This window comes from Bradyrhizobium sp. CB82 (genome assembly GCF_029714405.1).
Taxonomy (GTDB): Bacteria; Pseudomonadota; Alphaproteobacteria; order Rhizobiales; family Xanthobacteraceae; genus Bradyrhizobium.
Window position 1 is genome coordinate 9,083,297 of record NZ_CP121650.1, and the last position, 18,634, is coordinate 9,101,930.

Annotated in this window: 16 protein-coding genes and 1 pseudogene; 7 read left to right on the forward strand and 10 right to left on the reverse strand. The window is 65.6% G+C overall.

The window, feature by feature from the left end; all coding sequences use genetic code 11:
* Positions 1-39 precede the first annotated feature (39 nt).
* Genes QA640_RS42970 through cobS form a run of 4 tightly spaced genes read right to left on the reverse strand, consistent with a single transcriptional unit; the run spans position 40 to position 4,439 of the window.
* Positions 40-1,116 carry an esterase-like activity of phytase family protein gene (locus QA640_RS42970; RefSeq protein WP_283038641.1) on the reverse strand — a complete coding sequence of 359 codons (1,077 nt, stop codon included), beginning with the start codon at positions 1,114-1,116 and terminating at the stop codon, positions 40-42.
* A complete protein-coding gene (gene cobT / locus QA640_RS42975; RefSeq protein ID WP_283038642.1) occupies positions 1,113-3,017 on the reverse strand; it encodes a cobaltochelatase subunit CobT in 1,905 nt (634 codons plus the stop codon). The genes QA640_RS42970 and cobT overlap by 4 nt, the downstream gene beginning before the upstream one ends.
* Entirely contained in the window at positions 3,014-3,424 is a 411-nt protein-coding gene (locus QA640_RS42980) for a GNAT family N-acetyltransferase (RefSeq protein ID WP_283038643.1), read from the reverse strand. The genes cobT and QA640_RS42980 overlap by 4 nt, the downstream gene beginning before the upstream one ends.
* A 16-nt stretch (positions 3,425-3,440) precedes the next feature.
* Entirely contained in the window at positions 3,441-4,439 is a 999-nt protein-coding gene (cobS, locus tag QA640_RS42985) for a cobaltochelatase subunit CobS (protein ID WP_283038644.1), read from the reverse strand.
* Between the two features lie 287 nt (positions 4,440-4,726).
* Here cobS and QA640_RS42990 point away from each other — a divergent pair, with 287 nt between their 5' ends.
* Positions 4,727-5,386 (forward strand): DedA family protein, encoded by a 660-nt coding sequence (locus QA640_RS42990; RefSeq protein WP_283038645.1) that lies wholly within the window; start codon positions 4,727-4,729, stop codon positions 5,384-5,386.
* A 212-nt stretch (positions 5,387-5,598) separates the two neighbouring features.
* Here the strand turns inward: QA640_RS42990 and QA640_RS42995 are convergent, their stop codons facing one another.
* Positions 5,599-6,831 (reverse strand): citrate synthase family protein, encoded by a 1,233-nt coding sequence (locus QA640_RS42995; RefSeq protein ID WP_283038646.1) that lies wholly within the window; start codon positions 6,829-6,831, stop codon positions 5,599-5,601.
* Positions 6,832-6,903: 72 nt separating this feature from the next.
* On the opposite strand from QA640_RS42995, the pseudogene QA640_RS43000 reads away from it, so the two are divergent.
* Positions 6,904-8,001: pseudogene (locus QA640_RS43000) on the forward strand (citrate synthase/methylcitrate synthase).
* 57 nt (positions 8,002-8,058) lie between these two features.
* Here QA640_RS43000 and QA640_RS43005 read toward each other — a convergent pair.
* Complete coding sequence (locus tag QA640_RS43005; protein WP_283038647.1) at positions 8,059-8,694, reverse strand: DnaJ domain-containing protein; 636 nt, start codon at positions 8,692-8,694, stop codon at positions 8,059-8,061.
* A gap of 169 nt (positions 8,695-8,863) precedes the next feature.
* Here QA640_RS43005 and QA640_RS43010 point away from each other — a divergent pair, with 169 nt between their 5' ends.
* Positions 8,864-9,139 (forward strand): BolA family protein, encoded by a 276-nt coding sequence (locus tag QA640_RS43010; RefSeq protein WP_283043059.1) that lies wholly within the window; start codon positions 8,864-8,866, stop codon positions 9,137-9,139.
* Between the two features lie 152 nt (positions 9,140-9,291).
* Here the strand turns inward: QA640_RS43010 and QA640_RS43015 are convergent, their stop codons facing one another.
* The 4 genes from QA640_RS43015 to QA640_RS43030 form a co-directional block, all read right to left on the reverse strand.
* Positions 9,292-10,623 carry an IS1182 family transposase gene (locus QA640_RS43015; RefSeq protein ID WP_283035583.1) on the reverse strand — a complete coding sequence of 444 codons (1,332 nt, stop codon included), beginning with the start codon at positions 10,621-10,623 and terminating at the stop codon, positions 9,292-9,294.
* 211 nt (positions 10,624-10,834) lie between these two features.
* A complete protein-coding gene (locus QA640_RS43020; RefSeq protein ID WP_283038648.1) occupies positions 10,835-12,139 on the reverse strand; it encodes an HlyC/CorC family transporter in 1,305 nt (434 codons plus the stop codon).
* Positions 12,140-12,166: 27 nt separating this feature from the next.
* Complete coding sequence (aroB, locus tag QA640_RS43025; RefSeq protein ID WP_283038649.1) at positions 12,167-13,315, reverse strand: 3-dehydroquinate synthase; 1,149 nt, start codon at positions 13,313-13,315, stop codon at positions 12,167-12,169.
* Positions 13,312-13,923 carry a shikimate kinase gene (locus QA640_RS43030; protein WP_283038650.1) on the reverse strand — a complete coding sequence of 204 codons (612 nt, stop codon included), beginning with the start codon at positions 13,921-13,923 and terminating at the stop codon, positions 13,312-13,314. Before QA640_RS43030 ends, aroB begins: the two co-directional genes overlap by 4 nt.
* Positions 13,924-14,090: 167 nt before the next feature.
* On the opposite strand from QA640_RS43030, the gene QA640_RS43035 reads away from it, so the two are divergent.
* From QA640_RS43035 to QA640_RS43050, 4 genes are all read left to right on the forward strand, one after another.
* On the forward strand, positions 14,091-14,237 hold the full coding sequence (locus tag QA640_RS43035; RefSeq protein ID WP_283038651.1) for a histidine kinase: 147 nt from the start codon (positions 14,091-14,093) through the stop codon (positions 14,235-14,237).
* A 17-nt stretch (positions 14,238-14,254) separates the two neighbouring features.
* Positions 14,255-15,235: a site-specific tyrosine recombinase XerD gene (xerD, locus tag QA640_RS43040; protein ID WP_283038652.1), complete on the forward strand. Its 981-nt coding sequence runs from the start codon at positions 14,255-14,257 to the stop codon at positions 15,233-15,235.
* Between the two features lie 355 nt (positions 15,236-15,590).
* Positions 15,591-16,553 carry an acetyl-CoA carboxylase carboxyltransferase subunit alpha gene (locus QA640_RS43045; RefSeq protein WP_283038653.1) on the forward strand — a complete coding sequence of 321 codons (963 nt, stop codon included), beginning with the start codon at positions 15,591-15,593 and terminating at the stop codon, positions 16,551-16,553.
* Positions 16,554-16,999: 446 nt separating this feature from the next.
* Positions 17,000-18,568, forward strand: a complete 1,569-nt coding sequence (locus QA640_RS43050) for a L,D-transpeptidase family protein (protein ID WP_283038654.1) — start codon at positions 17,000-17,002, stop codon at positions 18,566-18,568.
* Positions 18,569-18,634 lie beyond the last annotated feature (66 nt).

Below are 18,634 nucleotides of genomic sequence, written 5' to 3' on the forward strand. Positions count from 1 at the left end.
GGCGGGGGGCGGCCGGCGGATTTGGCACAGGCCGCGCCACTATTCCACCAGCGTGAACTGCAACAGCAGCGTGCGCTGGAGCAGCGAAAAATTGTCGTCGGAGACGAGCGTCAGCACGGTCTCGCCATCGGCACTGACGTGGGCGTCGATGCCTTCCATGTTGTCGATCTCGTGGCCGAGATCGGCGGCGAAGAGCTCGGGCCCGTCGACCAGCGCGCCCGGCGCGATCGACTTCAGCTGGAGCGCGCGGATGCGGATGTTGACGCCGGTGAACCAGGAGAATTTGCGTTCCAAAACCAGAAGCTCGCCGGACGGCAGCAGCACCGCATCGCTGATGTCGAAATTCTCGGTGCGGCGCACGCTGAACTGGCCGGGCGAGGGACCGCCGATCAAGAACGCGATCAGATTGCCGTCGCGGTCGAGCCCGCGCTCGGAGAAAGCGATCAGCGTGCCGGCCAAAGGCCGCCCCTTGGGCACGAACACCATCCCCTCGAGCCCCTTGTTGTACGGCAGCTTCTTCGCCGCCGGCGGCAACGGCAGCACCTCGCCGCGCGCCTGCGTAAATCCTTTCGCGAAATCGAAACGCATCAGCGCATTGACGCGCTCGAGCCCGACATAAACGAGGGAGCCGTCGAGCGCGATCGATTCGGTGTCGTACCAGAGGCGTTTCTCGGTGATCGGCCGCCCCTCTGCATTCAGCATCGGCGCGGCCTCGACGTTATCGAGCCCGACCATGTCGCGCCCGGAATAGCGGATCGTCCCGCTGAACCATGCGCCCTGATCGGAGATCGCGATGAAGCGCTCGCCTTGGGTATCGAGGAAGCGGATGCCGGAGAGGCCGCCAAAACCGCGATAGGGCGAAGTCAGCACCAGGCCGCTGCGATACTCCAGCGCGCCGAAGCGGGTGCGCGCGCGGTCGCGCGGCTCGAACGCGGTAATTGGCCGCGCGTTGACCTCGAGGCTGACAGTCTCGGTGACGGTGTGTCCGGCCTGGCCGGCAAATTTCGGCGGCGGCTGGGTCGCGGGCTGAGCGCGCGCAGCTGCGGGAAACGCTGATATCGCGGCTCCCGCCGCCGCATGGCCGAGGAATTTGCGGCGGGAGAAATACGCGGTCACGAATGCAGTTTGCGGCGCGGCCGGCTCGGGGCTTGCGCGGGCGCCGAGTGCGTCTCGCTGAACAGCTCGGCGAGCTTTTCGGTGATGGCGCCGCCAAGCTCTTCCGCGTCCACGATCGTCACCGCGCGGCGGTAGTAGCGCGTAACGTCATGACCGATGCCGATCGCGATCAGCTCCACCGGCGAACGCGTCTCGATCTCCTCGATGATGTGCCGCAGGTGCCGCTCGAGATAGTTGCCGGGATTAACCGACAGCGTGGAATCGTCGACCGGCGCGCCGTCCGAGATCATCATCAGGATCTTGCGCTGCTCGGTTCGGCCGAGCAGGCGCTTGTGCGCCCAGTCGAGCGCCTCGCCGTCGATGTTCTCCTTGAGCAGCCCCTCGCGCATCATCAGCCCGAGATTTTTTCGCGCACGACGCCACGGCGCATCGGCGGATTTGTAGATGATGTGGCGGAGATCATTCAGGCGGCCGGGATTGGCCGGCTTGCCGGCGGCAAGCCACGCTTCGCGCGACTGCCCGCCCTTCCAGGCGCGGGTGGTGAAGCCGAGAATCTCGACCTTGACGCCGCAACGCTCCAGCGTGCGCGCCAGGATGTCGGCGCAGGTCGCCGCCACCGTGATCGGGCGTCCCCGCATCGAGCCGGAATTGTCGAGCAGCAGCGTCACCACGGTGTCGCGGAAGGTCGCCTCCTTCTCACGCATGAAGGACAGCGGGTGATAGGGATCGGTCACCACGCGCGACAGGCGCGCGGGATCCAGAATGCCCTCTTCGAGGTCGAACTCCCAGGCGCGATTCTGCTGCGCCATCAGGCGGCGCTGCAAGCGGTTGGCGAGGCGCGCGACGATGCCTTGCAGATGCGCGAGCTGCTTGTCGAGGTAAGAGCGCAGCCGCTCCAATTCGTCATGGTCGCAGAGGTCTTCGGCGGCGATCACCTCGTCGAACTTCGGCGCGAAGGCGTGGTATTCCGGCCCGCGCGGCTCGTTGGCCCCGCGCGAATTCGGCCTCGTCGCTTCCCCCGGCGTCTCGTCGTCGCCGAGTTCGCCGTCGTCGAACGTGTCCGATGTCGAGGCCTGCGCGCTTTCCATCGCGCTCTCGGAGAGTTCTTCCGTCGTCGCCTGTGCCTGGTCGGCGCTCATCTCCTGCGCGGCATCGGAATCGGGCGAGCCCTCCGCCCCGGCCTGATCGTTGTCGCCGTCGCGGTTGTCGTCCTGATTGTCGTCCTCGTCGGAATCGGCATTGCGCTCGTCACCGAGGTCGAGCGCGGACAACAGGTCATGCACGGCATCGCCAAACCTGGTCTGGTCCTCGACCAGCCGATCCAGACGATCCAGCCGCGCGCCGATCCTGTCCTCCAGCGTCGGCCGCCAGAGATCGACCATCTTCTTCGCCGCCGCCGGCGGCGCCATTCCGGTCAGGCGTTCGCGCACCAGCATGGCGAGCGCATCCGCCAGCGGCGCATCGGCGCGGTCGGTGATCTCGTCGAACTTGCCGCGATGGAAATGGTCATCGAGCATTGCGGTGAGGTTTTTTGCCACGCCCGCCATGCGGCGCGCGCCGATCGCCTCGACCCGCGCCTGCTCCACCGCCTCGAACACGCCGCGCGCCTGCGGATTGCCCGGCATCAGCTTGCGGTGCAGCTTCGGATCGTGACAGGCGAGCTTGAGCGCGATCGAGTCGGCATGGCCGCGCACGATCGCCGCATCCCGCTTGGTCATCTTCCGCGCCGGTTCGGGCAGCCGCGCCTTGCCCGGCGCAAGGCCGGGGCGCTCGGCGGCAAAGCTGATGTCGAGCTCGGGCGTCTTGGCGATCGCCTTCAGGCACGACGCCACCGAGCGCTTGAACGGCTCGGTCGGCGCTTCCTTGGTGTTGCGGAATTTCGAGTTGGATGTGCTGCTCATAGCGACTTCGTAAACCAATGGCGCTTCACGCCGCCCGGATAGCCGTCAATGGCGCCGAATTCTTCGTAGCCGCAGGAGCGGTAGAAGCCCGGCGCCTGGAAACTCATCGTGTCGAGATAGCAGCGGGTCGCCCCGAACCGTCTCGCCTCGTCCTCGATCGCCGCGATCAGTTTTGTGCCGTGATCCTTGCCGCGGTATTTCTGCTCGATCCAGAACAGCTGGATGAACAGCACCGTGGTCCAGACCTCACCGACGATCCCGCCGACGATCTTGCCGCGCTCCTTCAGGGAAATCGCGAGGCGCTTGTACTTCTGCTTCCCCATCTTTTCGGTGTTGTAACCGATGAGCCCGCCGAGCACGGCTTTCTTGGTTGCCCCAATGCTGCGCTCGACGCTGATGGAGGCCATTGTTCGGCTATCTGGATCAGCTGAGCGCCACGTTGACCGCCGATTCCGGCAGCTCCGCATTGAAGCAACGCTGGTAGAACTCGGCGACCAGGGGACGCTCGAGCTCGTCGCACTTGTTGAGGAAGGTAACGCGGAAGGCGAAGCCGATATCGCCGAAGATGTCGGCATTCTCCGCCCAGGTGATCACCGTGCGCGGGCTCATCACCGTCGACAGATCGCCATTGGCGAAGGCGTTGCGGGTGAGATCGGCAAGGCGGACCATCTTGTTGACGATGTCGCGGCCTTCCTGGGTGCGATAGTGCCTGGCCTTCGCCAGCACGATCTCCACTTCCTCGTCATGGCCGAGATAGTTGAGCGTGGTGACGATCGACCAGCGGTCCATCTGGCCCTGGTTGATCTGCTGCGTGCCGTGATAGAGGCCCGAGGTATCGCCAAGGCCGACCGTGTTCGCCGTCGAGAACAGGCGGAACGCCGGATGCGGCTTGATCACCTTGTTCTGGTCCAGGAGCGTCAGGCGGCCGGAGACCTCCAGCACGCGCTGGATCACGAACATCACGTCCGGACGGCCGGCGTCGTATTCGTCGAACACCAGCGCGACATTGTGCTGGAGCGCCCAGGGCAAGATGCCGTCGCGGAATTCGGTGACCTGCTTGCCGTCCTTGACCACGATCGAGTCCTTGCCGACGAGGTCGATACGGCTGATGTGGCTGTCGAGGTTGACGCGCACGCAGGGCCAGTTGAGCCGCGCGGCGACCTGCTCGATATGGGTGGATTTACCGGTGCCGTGATAGCCCGTCACCATGACGCGCCGGTTCTTGGCGAAGCCGGCGAGGATCGCGAGCGTGGTGGCGCGGTCGAAGCGGTAATCGGCATCGGCTTCGGGCACGTGAGGATCGACTTCGGAATAAGCCGGCACTTCGAGATCGCTGTCGATCCCGAAGACCTGGCGCACCGACACTTTCATGTCGGGCAAACCGTTGACTTCCTCAATCTTGGACAGGGCGGCGGTCGTCATTCATCCTCCGAGGCCCCGGGCGGTCCCGAGACCAGTTATTTGCACTTTGGCTGCGGCTGGGTGCGGTTGCGAACCTATCAGAGACCGCAGGCTGGCAGAAGCCCGCGCCCCAATCAAAGTTCCGTTGTCTTTTCATTCAGATAGGCAAGGAACGCTTTTTTTGGAAGGCTGCCCTGCGAATCGCGCCGAAATTCCATGGCTTTGGGGCCTGCTTTGGCACTTTGGCCGCCCTGCCCTACTTATGTAAGGTCTGAACACCGAAGCCCCTGCCCGACACAGAGACGGACGTGACGTCCATTCTTGATCCCTTCATCGCGTTTGTCTCGGCCCATGCCTGGCTGGCCTATCTGACCCTGTTCCTCGCGGCGCTCCTGGAAGCCGTTCCGGTGGTGGGTTCGGTGGTCCCCGGCTCGACCATCATCCTGGCGCTGAGCGCCCTGATTCCGGGCGGTGAACTCCGGCTGCAATGGGTGTTGCTGGCGGCCGCCTGTGGTGCGGTGCTGGGTGACGGTTCGGCCTACTGGATCGGGCACAAGCAGCAGCGCGAGATCCTCAGCACCTGGCCGCTGACCAACTATCCCCGCGTGGTCGCGGAGAGCGAGACCTTCTTCCGTCGCTTCGGCACCTGGGCCGTGTTCTTCGCCCGCTTCGTGCCCCCGATCCGCGCCTTCGTGCCGGTCACGGCCGGCGCGCTCGGTATGCAGCCGGCACGGTTCTACGCCGTGAACATCCCCGCGATCCTGGTCTGGGCGCCGGCCCATGTGCTGCCCGGCGTGCTCGCGGTCTCCGCGCTGCACGAATACGCCGGACTGCCGCATCATGAGCATGTCGGCAAGCACATCTGGATGTTCACCGTCACCGGCGTCGCGATCATTCTCGGCCTTACGATCTGGACCATCCGCCGCCGCCACGGCAGCGGTATCGCGCCGGCGAAGCCGGGGGCCTAGAAGGTAATGAGATTTGACTTGATTGCCGCCTCGAAGGAGGTGCGCTCCCTCTCCCGCTTGCGGGAGAGGGCTGGGGAGAGGGTGTCGCCGCATTCGACACCTCCGATGTGGAGAGAGCCCCCACCCGCGCCTTCGGCGCGACCTCCCCCGCAAGCGGGAGAGGTTGATCGAGCCCGCGGCCCACAATCGATCGAACCGAAGCCTGTCCAGCTCTAACTCCTGGACTCGACAGCCGTCGTCGCTCTCCGTCCCGGCGCCGGGCCGACATAGCGCGCGCGGGGGCGGATCAGGCGGCCGTGCTGCAACTGCTCGCTGGCATGGGCGATCCAACCGACGCTGCGCGCCATCGCGAACAGCGCGAGCTCGCTGCCGGCCGGCAGGCGCAGGGCGTGCACCAGCACGGCCAGCGCATAGTCGATATTGACGAGCTCGCCGGTCGCCTCCGCAATCCGCTCCGGCACTTCTCTCGTGAATTTTCGCGGCGCGCCGGCGCGCGCCAGCGCGTTGAGCAGCGACTGCGCGCGGGGATCGCCGCGCTTGTAGACGCCGTGGCCGAAGCCGGCAAACCGCTCGCCCAGCGCGACGCGTTCGCGCACCATCGGCTCGACGTCGCGATCCACCAGCGTCTTCACGAGCTGCGAGGCCAGCACGCCGGCGCCGCCATGCTTGGGTCCCTTGAGCGCCGCGAGGCCGGCGATGACGGCATCGTAGAGATTGAGGCCGGTCGATGCCGCGCAGCGCGCAGTGAAGGTCGAGGCGTTCAATTCGTGCTCGGCAAGCAGCACCAGCGCGCGGCGGATGAGATCGGCCGCATGCTTGTTGCCGGTTGCCCAGGCGAGCGCGATCTGCTGGTGCAAAGGCTCTGCCGACGGCTCGGCATTGAGCATGGTCGCAACCAGCAGCCGGACGATGCGGGCTCCGACCAGCGCGCGGCCATCGGGCGCGCGGGTGAAGGCGCGGGGATCGGCGCTGGAGGCAAGCGCCAGCACCGCGATGGCACGGTCGATCGGCGCGGCACGCCGCGCGGCCTCCGCGATCGCGCGCATCTCGCCGGAGACATGAGGGCAATTGTCTGACGCAAAGGGATCGACGCCGGAAACGTCCCAGAGCAGCGTCGCGGCATGCTCCAACGTGTCCCGCTCGGCGAGGTCGACACAGTTCACGCCGCGATAGATCGCGCCGTCTTCGGTGATGGTCGCGATTTCCGTGTCCATGACCGGCAGGTCGGCATCGAAGCTGCGCAGGCCCCGCGGCTCGGGGGAGGGCGCGCGGCGTTCCTTGAGGCCACGAACGTCCTCGGCGCGGTAGCGGTGGCTGCGCGAATCCGGCGTCGGCTCGGAGCGGATCAGGCCGCGGCTGACATAGGCGTAGAGGGTTGCCGGCGAAATCGCGAGCTCGGCGGCGGCCTCGCGGGCCGAGAGGTACAGCTCCTCGGAATTTTTCATATTGATTTATGTAATCAAGATTGATCAATCTGTCGAGAGGCCTGATCTTCTCGATGTGAAAGGAGACAGGCCATGAACATCCACCTCACCAAAAGCCAGATCGGACTGGACGGGGTTGCCGCCGCCGAGACCGTGCTCAGCCATGTCGATGGCGCGCGCGGCGAGCTGATCATCGCCGGCGAGCGCGTCGGCACTCTCGCCCGCCAGTCGAGCTTTGAGGGCGTCACCGCCCGGCTCTGGAACGGCGCCATTGGAGGCACGCTCAGCGAAGCCAATGTGCGGGCGAGCCTCGGGCTTGCACGCGAACGCGCCTTTGCACGACTGCCGGATCTTTTGCCGGCAACGCGCGGCATGGGCATCATCGACGGTTTTCGCGCTGGTATCGCAGGCTTGCGCGCCGAGAATGGGCTGGAGCACGAGGCGACCATCGTCGGCGCGTTTCCGGTGATTGCCGGCGCGCTGGCGCGGCGCGCGAAAGGGCTCGATCCGGTCGCGCTGGATGCGAATGCGAGCCATGCCGCCGACACACTCAGAATGCTGCGTGGCGCCGCGCCCGAGCCGCGCGAGGTCGCGGCGCTCGATGCCTATTTCGTCACCGTCTGCGATCACGGCATGAACGCCTCGACCTTCGCCACGCGCGTGGTTGCCTCGACGTAGGCCGATCTGTTCGCCGCGGTCACCGCAGGCTATTGCGCGCTCACCGGCCCGCTGCATGGCGGCGCGCCGGAGCCGGTGCTGGAAATGCTGGATGCGATCGGCTCGCGCGAACGGATCCAGCCATGGGTCGATGCGGCGCTGGCGCGCGGCGAACGGCTGATGGGATTTGGCCATCGCGTCTATCGCGTGCGCGATCCGCGCGCCGACGTGCTGAAGGCCGCGATCGAGCGGCTTTCCGCCGACGGCGGCGCCGACCTGCCATTTGCCGGTGAGGTCGAGGCCTATATCCGCGCTGCGCTGCGCAAGAAGAACCCGGATCGGCCGCTGGAGACCAATGTCGAGTTCTTCACTGCGATCCTGCTCGATGCGCTCGCGATCCCGCGCCAGGCCTTCACGCCGATCTTCGCCGTGGCGCGCGCTGCCGGGTGGACCGCACACGCACTCGAACATCGGCGGACGGGACGGCTGATCCGGCCGAGCTCGTCATATGTGGGGGCGATGCCGAAGGAGTGAGGAAAGCCTGTCCCGGATGGAGCGCAAGCGTCATCCGGGTCACGACCGGTGAGAGGCCTACGCCTCCTTCACCACCGTCTTCAGGTAATTATACGCCTTGATGATCTCGATCAGGCGGTCTTCGGTGGAGCGGTCGCCGCCATTGGCGTCGGGGTGGTGCTGCTTCACCAGCGCCTTGTACTTGGCCTTGACGTCGGCGAGCGTGGCATTGGGACCGAGTCCCATCACCTGAAGCGCTTTACGCTCCGCGTTCATCACCTTGCGCGTTTCAGCCTTCGGCTGGGCCTCCGGCCCGCGCCGCCAGTTGGCGCGGCCGTTGATCTCGCTGAACATGCTGAATGGATCGAACGCACCATCGATCTCGGCTTCGGTCCCCTTCTTGACGCCGCCATTGGCGCCCATCTTCCAGGTCGGACGGTGGCCGGTGAGCGCATCCTTCTGGTAGCGCGCGACCGCGTCGGCATTCATGCCGGAGAAGAAATTGTAATTCTGGTTGTACTCGCGCACGTGATCCAGGCAGAAGTGCCAATACTCGCGCGAATTTTCGCGGCCCTTCGGCGCACGATGGCTGCCCTTGTTCTGGCAGCCGGTCCATTCGCAACCGACCACGGTCTCGCGCGGCTTTGCTTCCGGCTTCGCACCTCTCGGCTTGACGCGGATGGAGTCGAAGAATTTTGATGAATCGATCGGCATGACTGACTTTGACTACGCAATGCAAAAACCTTCAAGTCTTGACATTGCAAATGGCGTAAAACCATAGCCGAAGGTTCGCTTCGGCGTTCCTAAGGACGGCCGCCAAGAGCGGCCTATGCATTGACGGAACGGGACCGCGCGACTTGATGCTCACATGACAGGCAACGACATGGCTACACAAGACACTATCAGCAACAAGTTGCGCGAAGCTTTCTCGCCGGACAGCCTGCAGGTGATCGATGAATCACATCTGCATGAAGGCCACGCCGGCCACCGGGCGGGCGGCGAGACGCACTTCCGGGTTTATATCGTGTCGAACGCCTTCAAAGGGAAGAGCCGGGTCGAGCGTCACCGCATGATTAATTCGACGCTGGCCGCGGAACTCTCCGGCGGCGTGCACGCGCTGGCGATCCACGCGCAGGCACCGGGGGAAGGCGGGAGCTGAACGAAGTCGAGACGCTGACTGGGCTTTCTTCCCCTCATCCTGAGAGCTTGCCAATCTTTCTCGTTTTGCGTGGTCATGTGGCAGTTCCTCGTCGTGGCAACGCGTGGGCTGGGCGGCTGTGGCGAGGTTGGGGGATGTCGATGAACGCTCCTCTATGCGCTAGCGAGGCGGTTGCCTTGCAGGATGTTGTTGGCGAGGGCGTACCAGAGCACGACGGCGCGGACCTTTTCGAAGCCGCGCACGGTCAATTGGCGCAGGTCCCAGTTGCGCCAGCGGGCATGTATGCACTCGCAAATCGACCGGGGCTTGTATCGGGCCTTGCCCTCTTCGCTCGCCATGCGCGCACGCCAGGCCAACACCCCCGGGCCGTCGCCGCGTCGCGGTAGATGGGGATCGGTGCCGTGCTTGGATTGAGTGGGCGGGCAAAAGATATCGATGCCCTCGGCGTGCGCCCACTCGATGTCCTCGGCACTGCCAAAGCCGCCATCGACGAGATGGTCCTTGGGCAACCCGCCAGGACGCGCGCGCTGCCGCTCCAGCATGGGCCGCATCAGGCCGCGGTCGGACCCGGTGTTGCAGACCTTGATGTCAACGACGATCGGCTGGCCGGCGGCACTCATCACCTGCACGTTGTAGGCGGGGCGGAAGCCGCCGTCGGCCATCTTCATGACCCGTGCGTCGGCGTCCGTCGTGGAGGCCCGCGGCTCTTTCGGCTTCTTGCCGTTGCCGCGCTTTTCTTCGCGCTCCTTGCGCTGCTGCTTGATTTCGGCGAGCGCCGTCTGCGCCGCTTTGACGCGCGCTCTGCGCTCACGCGCGGCGCGCTCCTTGGCGGCCTTCATGCGCTGATTGCTAGCATCCGAACGAGCGTCAACCTCGCGTTTGAGGTCTTCCACCACCGCCTCAGCCAAGGCCAGGTGCCGATCGAGCGTCGCCTCCCGCCGGAACGAAGCGGCCCCGGCGCTGGCCCGGACCCGAACACCGTCCTGCGCCAGCGTTTCCAGATTGACGAGGCCGACCTTCGCCAGCACCGCCAAATGCTCGCAAAGCAGCCGGTCGAGCAGGTCGGCGCAACCGACCCGGAAGTCCGCCAGCGTGTGATGGTTCACCGACACCCCGCCACACAGCCAACGATAGGCGTCATGGCTCTCGCAAAGCCGCTCCAACGCGCGCGCGCTGCCGACGCCCTCGCTGGTGGCATAGAGCCACAGCGCCAGCAAAAGCCGCGGCGATGTCGCGGGGTGACCAGGCCGATCGCCCCGCGCTTTGATCCGGTTCTCCAGCTCACTCAGGTCGAGTTCCTCGACATAGGACCAGATCAGGCGCACCGGATGGTCTTCCCCGATCAGGCTCTCGATATCCACTGCTCGCAACTCGATTTGATCGCGTTGGGGCTCACGAAGTCGCGGCGCTGCGAGCGGCGCCGCACCGGCTTGCGGCTTTGCCTGCTCCGGCAGATCCCCAAACAATTCATCAGCGGCCATCATCCCTCCTGCGAATCCATCACCGCAAGAGAATCACACAGCACCAGCTTTCGGCTATACCGCTTGCGAGCAGTCAAAAAGATTCACAGCCTCTGAGGAGCGCGCCCTTGCGCGAGTCTCGAAGGATTAAGGCCCCGCTGCAGCATCCCGGCCTGCATGGTTCGAGACGGCGCTTGCGCGCCTCCTCACCATGAGGATTGAGAGCTCAAATCAATCAAAACGCCGTCCCGGCCCGCCGCGGCTTGGCCTCCTCCACCTCCGCCTCGCGCGGCACCGGTGAAATACGGAGTGCGGTGATGCGGTTGCGCTCGCGGCGCAGCACGCGGAAACGGAAGCCGTGGAACGTAAAACTCTGGCCGCGGTCCGGGATCGAGCGTGCCTCGTGGATGACGAGGCCGGCAACCGTCGTTGCCTCTTCATCAGGCAGACGCCAGTCCATGGCGCGGTTGAGATCGCGGATCGGCACCGAGCCGTCGACCACGACCGAGCCATCGGGCTGGGCTCGCACGCCCGCGACGACCACGTCATGCTCGTCGGAGATATCGCCGACGATCTCCTCCAAAATGTCTTCCAGCGTCACAAGACCCTCAACTTCGCCGTACTCGTCGACGACGAGTGCGAAATGGGTCTTGCGACGGCGGAAGGCCTTCAGCTGTTCGGAGACCGGCCGCATCTCCGGCACGAACCAGGGCGGCAGCGCGATGGTCGAGGCGTCGATGCGCGAGGTGTCGCCTTCGGAGGCGCGAATGGCGCGCAACAGGTCCTTGGCGTGGAGCACGCCGATGATGTTTTCGGGCTTGTCGCGCCACAGCGGGATGCGGGTGTATTCGGTCGCCAGCACCTCGCGCACCAGATCCTCCGGCGGAAGGTCTGCGTTGATCATCATCATCTCGGTGCGATGGATCATGACGTCCGAGACCTGAAGCTCACGCAGGTCCAGGAGGCCGCCGAGCATGTCGCGGTCCTGCTTTTCGAACTTACCCTCATGGTGCAGCAAATCGACCGCGCCGCGCAGGCGCTCGGTCGGCGACAGGATCGCCTGGTGCTCACCGGCAAGGCCGAACAGCCGCATCAACAGGCGCACGATGACTTCCACCACATGCAACAGTGGTCCCAGCACATACATCGTCAGCCGCATCGGGCGCGCCACGGCGAGCGCCATGCGGTCGGGCGCGTTGATGGCGATGGTCTTGGGCAGCACTTCGGCGAAGATCACGACCAGCACGGTCATCACGCCCGTCGCATAGAGCACGCCGACCTCGCCGAACCAGGTGGTGAAGATCCCGGTCGCAATCGCCGAGGCACCGATATTGGCGATGTTGTTGCCGAGCAGCAGCGCGCCGATCAGCCGCTCGCGCATGTCGAGCAAGCCGGAGACGACGACGGCCTCTCGATTGCCCTGCTTGGAGAGCCGCAGCATGCTGGCGCGCGAGGCGCCGGTCAGCGCGGTCTCGCTCGCGGCGAAGAACGCCGAAACCAGGAGGCAGAAGACGACGATAGAGAATCCGAGCCAATCCATGACCCAACCGCCGATGTCAGTCGCTCATCACGCCTTGCGCGCGAGCTTGTCGTTCAGGAAGTCGCGCACCAGCGGCGGCTCGACGTCCTTTGCGATCACAGCGCGCCCGACAGCTTCGAGCAGGATGAAGGTGAGCTTGCCGCGCTTGACCTTCTTGTCCTGCGCCATCAGCGCCAGCAGCGCGTCGGCGTCGGCAAGCCCTTCCTGCGCGAAGCCTGCGATGTCCTGGAGCCGCGTCGGCAACCCCACTTCCGCAAGGTGACGTTCGACGCGCGCCGCGTCCGCCGCACCGATCATGCCGAGCTTTGCGGAAAACTCCGCCGCCAGCACCATGCCGATGGACACGCCTTCGCCATGGAACAGCCGGTCGGAGAAGCCGGTGGCAGCTTCCAGCGCATGACCAAAAGTGTGGCCGAGATTGAGCAGCGCCCGCTCGCCGGTCTCGCGCTCATCGCGCGAGACGACGCCCGCCTTGGCACGGCATGAGGTCGCGATCGCGTGCTCGCGTGCCGAGCCGCCCTTGAAGATGTCGGCGTGGTTCTTCTCCAGCCAGGCGAAGAAGGCCTCGTCGCCGAGCACGCCATACTTGGCGGCCTCGGCATAGCCGGCGCGGAACTGCCGCGGCGACAGCGTGTCGAGCACGGCGGTATCGGCAATCACCAGCACCGGCTGGTGGAAGGCGCCGAGCAGGTTCTTGCCCTGCGGCGAGTTGATGCCGGTCTTGCCGCCGACGGACGAATCGACCTGCGCCAGCAGCGAGGTCGGCACCTGCACGAAATCGACGCCGCGACGCAGGATCGCCGCCGCAAAGCCGGCGAGATCGCCGACCACGCCGCCGCCGAGCGCGATGACGAGATCGTTGCGCTCGATCTTGGCCGCGATCAGCGCCTCGCTGACCTTTTCGAGCCCGGCATAGGTTTTGGAGATCTCGCCTTCCTCGACGATAATGCGCGAGGTCGGGACGCCGGCGGCCGCGAGCGAGGCTTCGGTCGGCTCCAGCCAATGTCTTGCAACGGTGCGATCCGTCACGATCGCCGTGCGCACGCCGGGGCGTAAGCGCGAAACTCGCGCGCCGAGCGAGGCCAGCACGTCCCGGCCGATGACGATGTCGTAGCCGCGCTCGCCGAGTGCGACATCGACGATCACGGGATCCGAATGTTTCAACGGCGCGGTCATCTGGCGGCACTCGCTACATCGTCAGGTGGGTCGCCGCAAAGATAGTGGCGCAGCGTCTCGAGGCATTCCTCCACGATCCGGTCGTGCGGCACGTCGCGCGAGGAGATCGTGAGGTCGGCGTTCTGGTAGATCGGCTCGCGCTCGCTGAGCAGCCGGGTCACCGTCCCTTCGGGATCGGCGGTCTGCAGCAGCGGGCGATCGGCGCGGCGGCGCACCCGCCGCATGATGACGTCATGGTCGGCCCTGAGCCAGATCGAGATCGCCTTGGCCGCGATGCGCGCCCGCGTCTCCTCGCGCATGAAGGCGCCGCCGCCGGTGGCGAGCACCAGCGGCCCGCCGTCCAACAGGCGCGCGATCACCCGCATCTCGCCGTCGCGGAAGTAAGGTTCGCCGTGGCGCTCGAAAATTTCCGGTATGGTCATGCCGGCAGCCGCCTCAATCTCGGTGTCGGCATCGACGAAGGGCAGCTTGAGCCGCGCGGCGAGGCGCCGGCCGATGGTGGATTTGCCGACCCCCATCATGCCGACCAGCACGATCGAGCGGCCCGCAAGCGCCGACAGGATGTCGGGCTCGGGCGAGCTTGGGGCTGGCATGGCGGCGTCGGACATGGATCTCGCTCAATCTGCCGCCAAAGGCGGCATGTTGAGCCACCTATACGACCCCCAAGGGGCCCTCGCCAGAGACTCTTGCCACGAAACGGCGAACATGTTGGATGATTTCATTGGTTAATTCGCCTTCCCGGGACATTGCCGAGACCCTTGCGAGACTTCGCCCGATGCCCAGCCTGTTCCGCTTCCTGATGGTCGTCGCCGTGATCGCCGGCATCGTCTATGGCGTGATCTTCGCGCTGGCGAATTTCGTCAATCCAAAGCCGCGGGAAATGACGGTGACCATCCCGTCTGACAAATTTCTCAAGAAATAGCGTCTAGCCTCCGGGGCATGCCTGCAAAACCCTCCGATACCCAACTGACCGGCCTGTTCCTCGACATGCTCGCGGCGGAACAGGGCGCCGGTCCCAACACGCTCGACGCCTACCGGCGCGACCTCACCGATTTCTCCGAGTTCCTCGGCCACAGGGGCCGGGACTTCATCGGCGCGGACACGCAAGGCTTGCGAGACTATCTCGCCGATCTCGATACCCGCGGCTTCAAGTCCACCAGCGTCGCGCGCCGCCTGTCGGCCATGCGGCACCTGTTTCGCTTCCTGCTCAACGAGCGGATTCGCAGCGACGATCCGGCCGCGATCCTGTCAGGGCCGAAGCGCGGCCGCGGCCTGCCAAAGGTGCTGTCGATCGCGGACGTCGATCGCATGCTGAGACGTGCGAAGGAGCTGAGCGAGAGGGCTGACACATCACCCTCGCAGCGGCTGCGCAGTTTGCGGCTCTATTGCCTGCTCGAAGTGCTCTACGCCACGGGCCTGCGCGTCTCCGAGCTGGTGTCGCTGCCACGCTCGGCCGCAAAGCGCGACGCGCGCATGATCGTGGTGCGCGGCAAGGGCAACAAGGAACGGCTGGTGCCGCTCAACGAAGCCGCGCGGCAGGCGATGGCGGATTATCTCGCCGCGACGGACGCGGCCAAAGGCGACACCAAGGGTGACGGGAAGGCGAGCAAGAAAGGCAGTCTCGCCGCCTCGAAATGGCTGTTCCCCTCCTTCGGCGACAGCGGCCACCTGACGCGGCAGCATTTTGCACGCGACCTGAAGGAGCTCGCGGTCGCCTCCGGTCTTCAGGCCCGTCTGGTCTCCCCGCACGTGCTGCGCCACGCCTTCGCCAGCCACCTCCTGCACAACGGCGCTGATTTGCGCATCGTGCAGACCCTGCTCGGCCACACCGACATCTCGACGACGCAGATCTACACCCATGTGGTGGAGGAGCGGCTGAAGAGCCTGGTCCGCGACCTGCACCCGCTGGCGGAGAAGTAGGTCTCGGGCGCCACGAAGGAGGTGCGCTCCCTCTCCCGCTTGCGGGGGAGGGCTGGGGTGGGGGTGCCGCCACAATGAACGCTCCCAATGTGGAGATAGCCCCCACCCGCGCCTTCGGCGCGATCTCCCCCGCAAGCGGGAGAGGTTACGGCGAGCCCGTGGCTAAACCGATCGAACCAACAATGCTCCGGGACACGCCTTGACTTCGGCCGTTTCTCCGCAGAAAGAGCCGTCTCCTGCCCGCGATTTGGCGCGCTCCATCGGTGCGCACAAGCCAACTCATTGAAGGACCTGCACTTCCCGGCCCGATCCGAAATCCGCTTCGCCCTAAAGCTCCGTCCCCTATATTGAACCGATGCCAGACCACATGCGCAGCTATCTCGATTTCGAAAAGCCCGTCGCCGAGCTCGATTCCAAGCTCGACGAATTGCGCGCGCTCTCGGCCTCCGGCACCGACATCGCCGAGGAGGTCGGCAAGATCGAGGATAAGGCGGCGCAGGCGCTCGCCGACCTCTATTTGAACCTGACGCCATGGCAGAAGACGCTGGTCGCCCGCCATCCGCAGCGGCCGCACTTCTCCGACTTCATCAAGGGCCTGGTCACCGAATTCACGCCGCTCGCCGGCGACCGCAAGTTCGGTGAGGACGAGGCGCTGGTGGCAGGCTTCGGCCGCTTCCGCGGCGAAGCCATTTGCGTGATGGGCCAGGAAAAAGGCGATTCCACCGAAAGCCGCATCAAGCACAATTTTGGCATGGCGCGGCCCGAAGGCTATCGCAAGGCAGTGCGGCTGATGGAGATGGCCGAGCGGTTTGGCTTGCCGGTGCTGTCGATCGTCGATTCTGCCGGCGCCTATCCCGGCATCGGCGCGGAAGAGCGCGGACAGGCTGAGGCCATCGCGCGCTCGACGGATGCCTGCCTGTCGCTGGGCGTGCCGAACGTTGCGATCATCACCGGCGAGGGCATGTCGGGCGGCGCGATCGCCCTCACCACGGCGAACCGCGTCTTGATGCTGGAGCACGCGATCTACAGCGTGATCTCGCCCGAGGCCGCCTCCTCGATCCTCTGGCGCGACGGCACCAAGGCCCAGGAAGCCGCCAACAGCATGAAGATCACGGCCCAGGACATGCTCCGCTTCGGCGTGATCGACAGCATTTTGAAGGAGCCGGTCGGCGGCGCCCACCGCGACCCCGCCGCGATGATCGCCACCACGGGCGAGGCGATCGAGCAGGCCTTCGTCGAGCTGCGGAACCTGGACTCCGACGCCATCCGCAAGCAGCGCCGGCAGAAATTCCTCGAAATTGGCCGGAAACTGGGGTGATTCCAGGCCGCCGCGCCGGCGGCAGGCTCGCTCGCCCGCGGGGCAGAGCCGGAGTGGGTGCTTCCGCAGTCGACACTCCCGCTGTGGAGGCAGCCCCACCGGCCGCGCGTAGCGCGTCGACCTCCCCGCAAGCGGAGAGGTGAAGTCCCGGCCGGTGAACCCCCGTTAACCCTTTTTTCGCCCGAATCGGCGATCCCGGTCGTAATTAGGCCGCTACGCCCTGATTTAGTCTTTGTTGACCATCCCTATGAGGCAACGCCCTCGTGATCCGCGCTTGGGTTGCGACGGTTTGGCTCAGAGGGTAAGATTTTAATCAATGGCTTCAGGGCATAAGCGCTGGGGCTTGGTCTGCAAAAAACCCGCTTGCCGCGGGTCCGGATCGCCGGTCAGGCCATGCTCCAGAAGTGGGGTTTTCGCTGACATGCCCGGTGAGTGTGGGGTCCATCTTGATTTCTAGCTCGCTTTTACGCGCGCTTTTGACGTCGGCTGCGCTTGTCACAAGCGTGCTGCTGGCTGGCTGCGATACCGACCAGGTCTCGCTCGCGACCAACGCCAAGGCCAACCAGCCCGTCCCGGCAAAGCTTCTCGCAGCGATGACCGAGAAGGACATGGATCTGCAATCGCCGATCCTGATCCGCCTGTTCAAGCAGGAAGCCGAGCTCGAGGTCTGGAAGCAGACCCGCTCCGGCCAGTTCGCGCTGCTCAAGACCTACCCGATCTGCCGCTGGTCCGGCGATCTCGGCCCGAAGGTGCGCGAAGGCGACCGCCAGGCGCCTGAGGGGTTCTATTCGATCAACCCCAGCCAGATGAATCCGCAGTCGGCCTACTACCTCTCCTTCAACACCGGCTATCCCAACGCCTTCGACCGCGCGCTGGGCCGGTCCGGCTCGCAGCTGATGGTGCATGGCGACTGTTCCTCGCGCGGCTGCTACGCGATGACGGACGAGCAGATCGCGGAGATCTATTCGCTCGGCCGCGAATCCTTTTTCGGCGGCCAGAAGGCATTCCAGTTCCAGGCCTATCCGTTCCGGATGACTCCGGTGAACATGGCCAAGCACCGCAACAATCCGAACATGGCCTTCTGGAAGATGATCAAGGAAGGCAATGATCATTTCGAGGTGACGCGGCAGGAGCCGAAGGTCGACTTCTGCGAGAAGAAGTACGTCTTCGACGCCGCCAAGGCGCCGGACGCCAAGCGCGATCCGGTGTTCGACGCCTCCGCAAAGTGCCCGGCTTATGTGATCCCGGAGGACATCGCGAACGCGGTGCGCGAGAAGCAGGAAAAGGACGAAGCGGAATACGCCAAACTCGTCGCCAAGGGCACGCCGGTTGCGCGCATGAACACCGGCATCGACGGCGGCATGAACAAGGTGTTCGCCGCGAAGATTCCGGAAGGCTCGACCGGCCTGTCCGAGGGCGCCGAAGGCAACACGCTCCAGATGCTGGCGATGTCGAAGGCGCCCGGCACGATCCCCGGCACCGTCAACCCGCCGAAGCCGAACCTCGAGCCTGTCGCAGCAAGCCCGCAGAGCGAGCCGATCGTCGCGGTCCCCGCGCCCGCCGCGAACACCCGCGTCGCCTCGGCGGCGCCCGCCGAGAAATCCGAAGGTGGCGGCTTCTTCTCCGGCCTCGCCCGCAAGATGGGCATGGGCAGCGCCGACACCACGGCGACCACATCGCCGCCGCCGGCCACTACCGCTTCGGCAACCCCGCCCACCGCGGCATCCCGGCTGAAGGCCGCGGTGACCCGGTTCGTGCCGGGACACGGAACGGCCAAGGACGCGAAGGACGCGCCCAAGGAAGCGGTCAAGGAAGCGGCCAAGCCGGCCGCAGCCGCCAAGCCTGCCGAGTCGCCAAAGCCGGCCGACGCGCGCGTTGCCGCATCACGCCCGCCGTTGAAGCCGGCAGTGTCGGATAGCGCAGCCGCTGCGGGAGCCAAGGACGCGCAGCTCGCAGGCGCAGCGCCGGTGATGTCGTCGAACTCGTTCGACAGCCGGTTCGGGGCGGTGAAGTAGACGACGTCTTCGTCGCGGCCACAACACACTCAGCCGTCGTTCCCCGCGAAAGCGGGGAATCCAGTA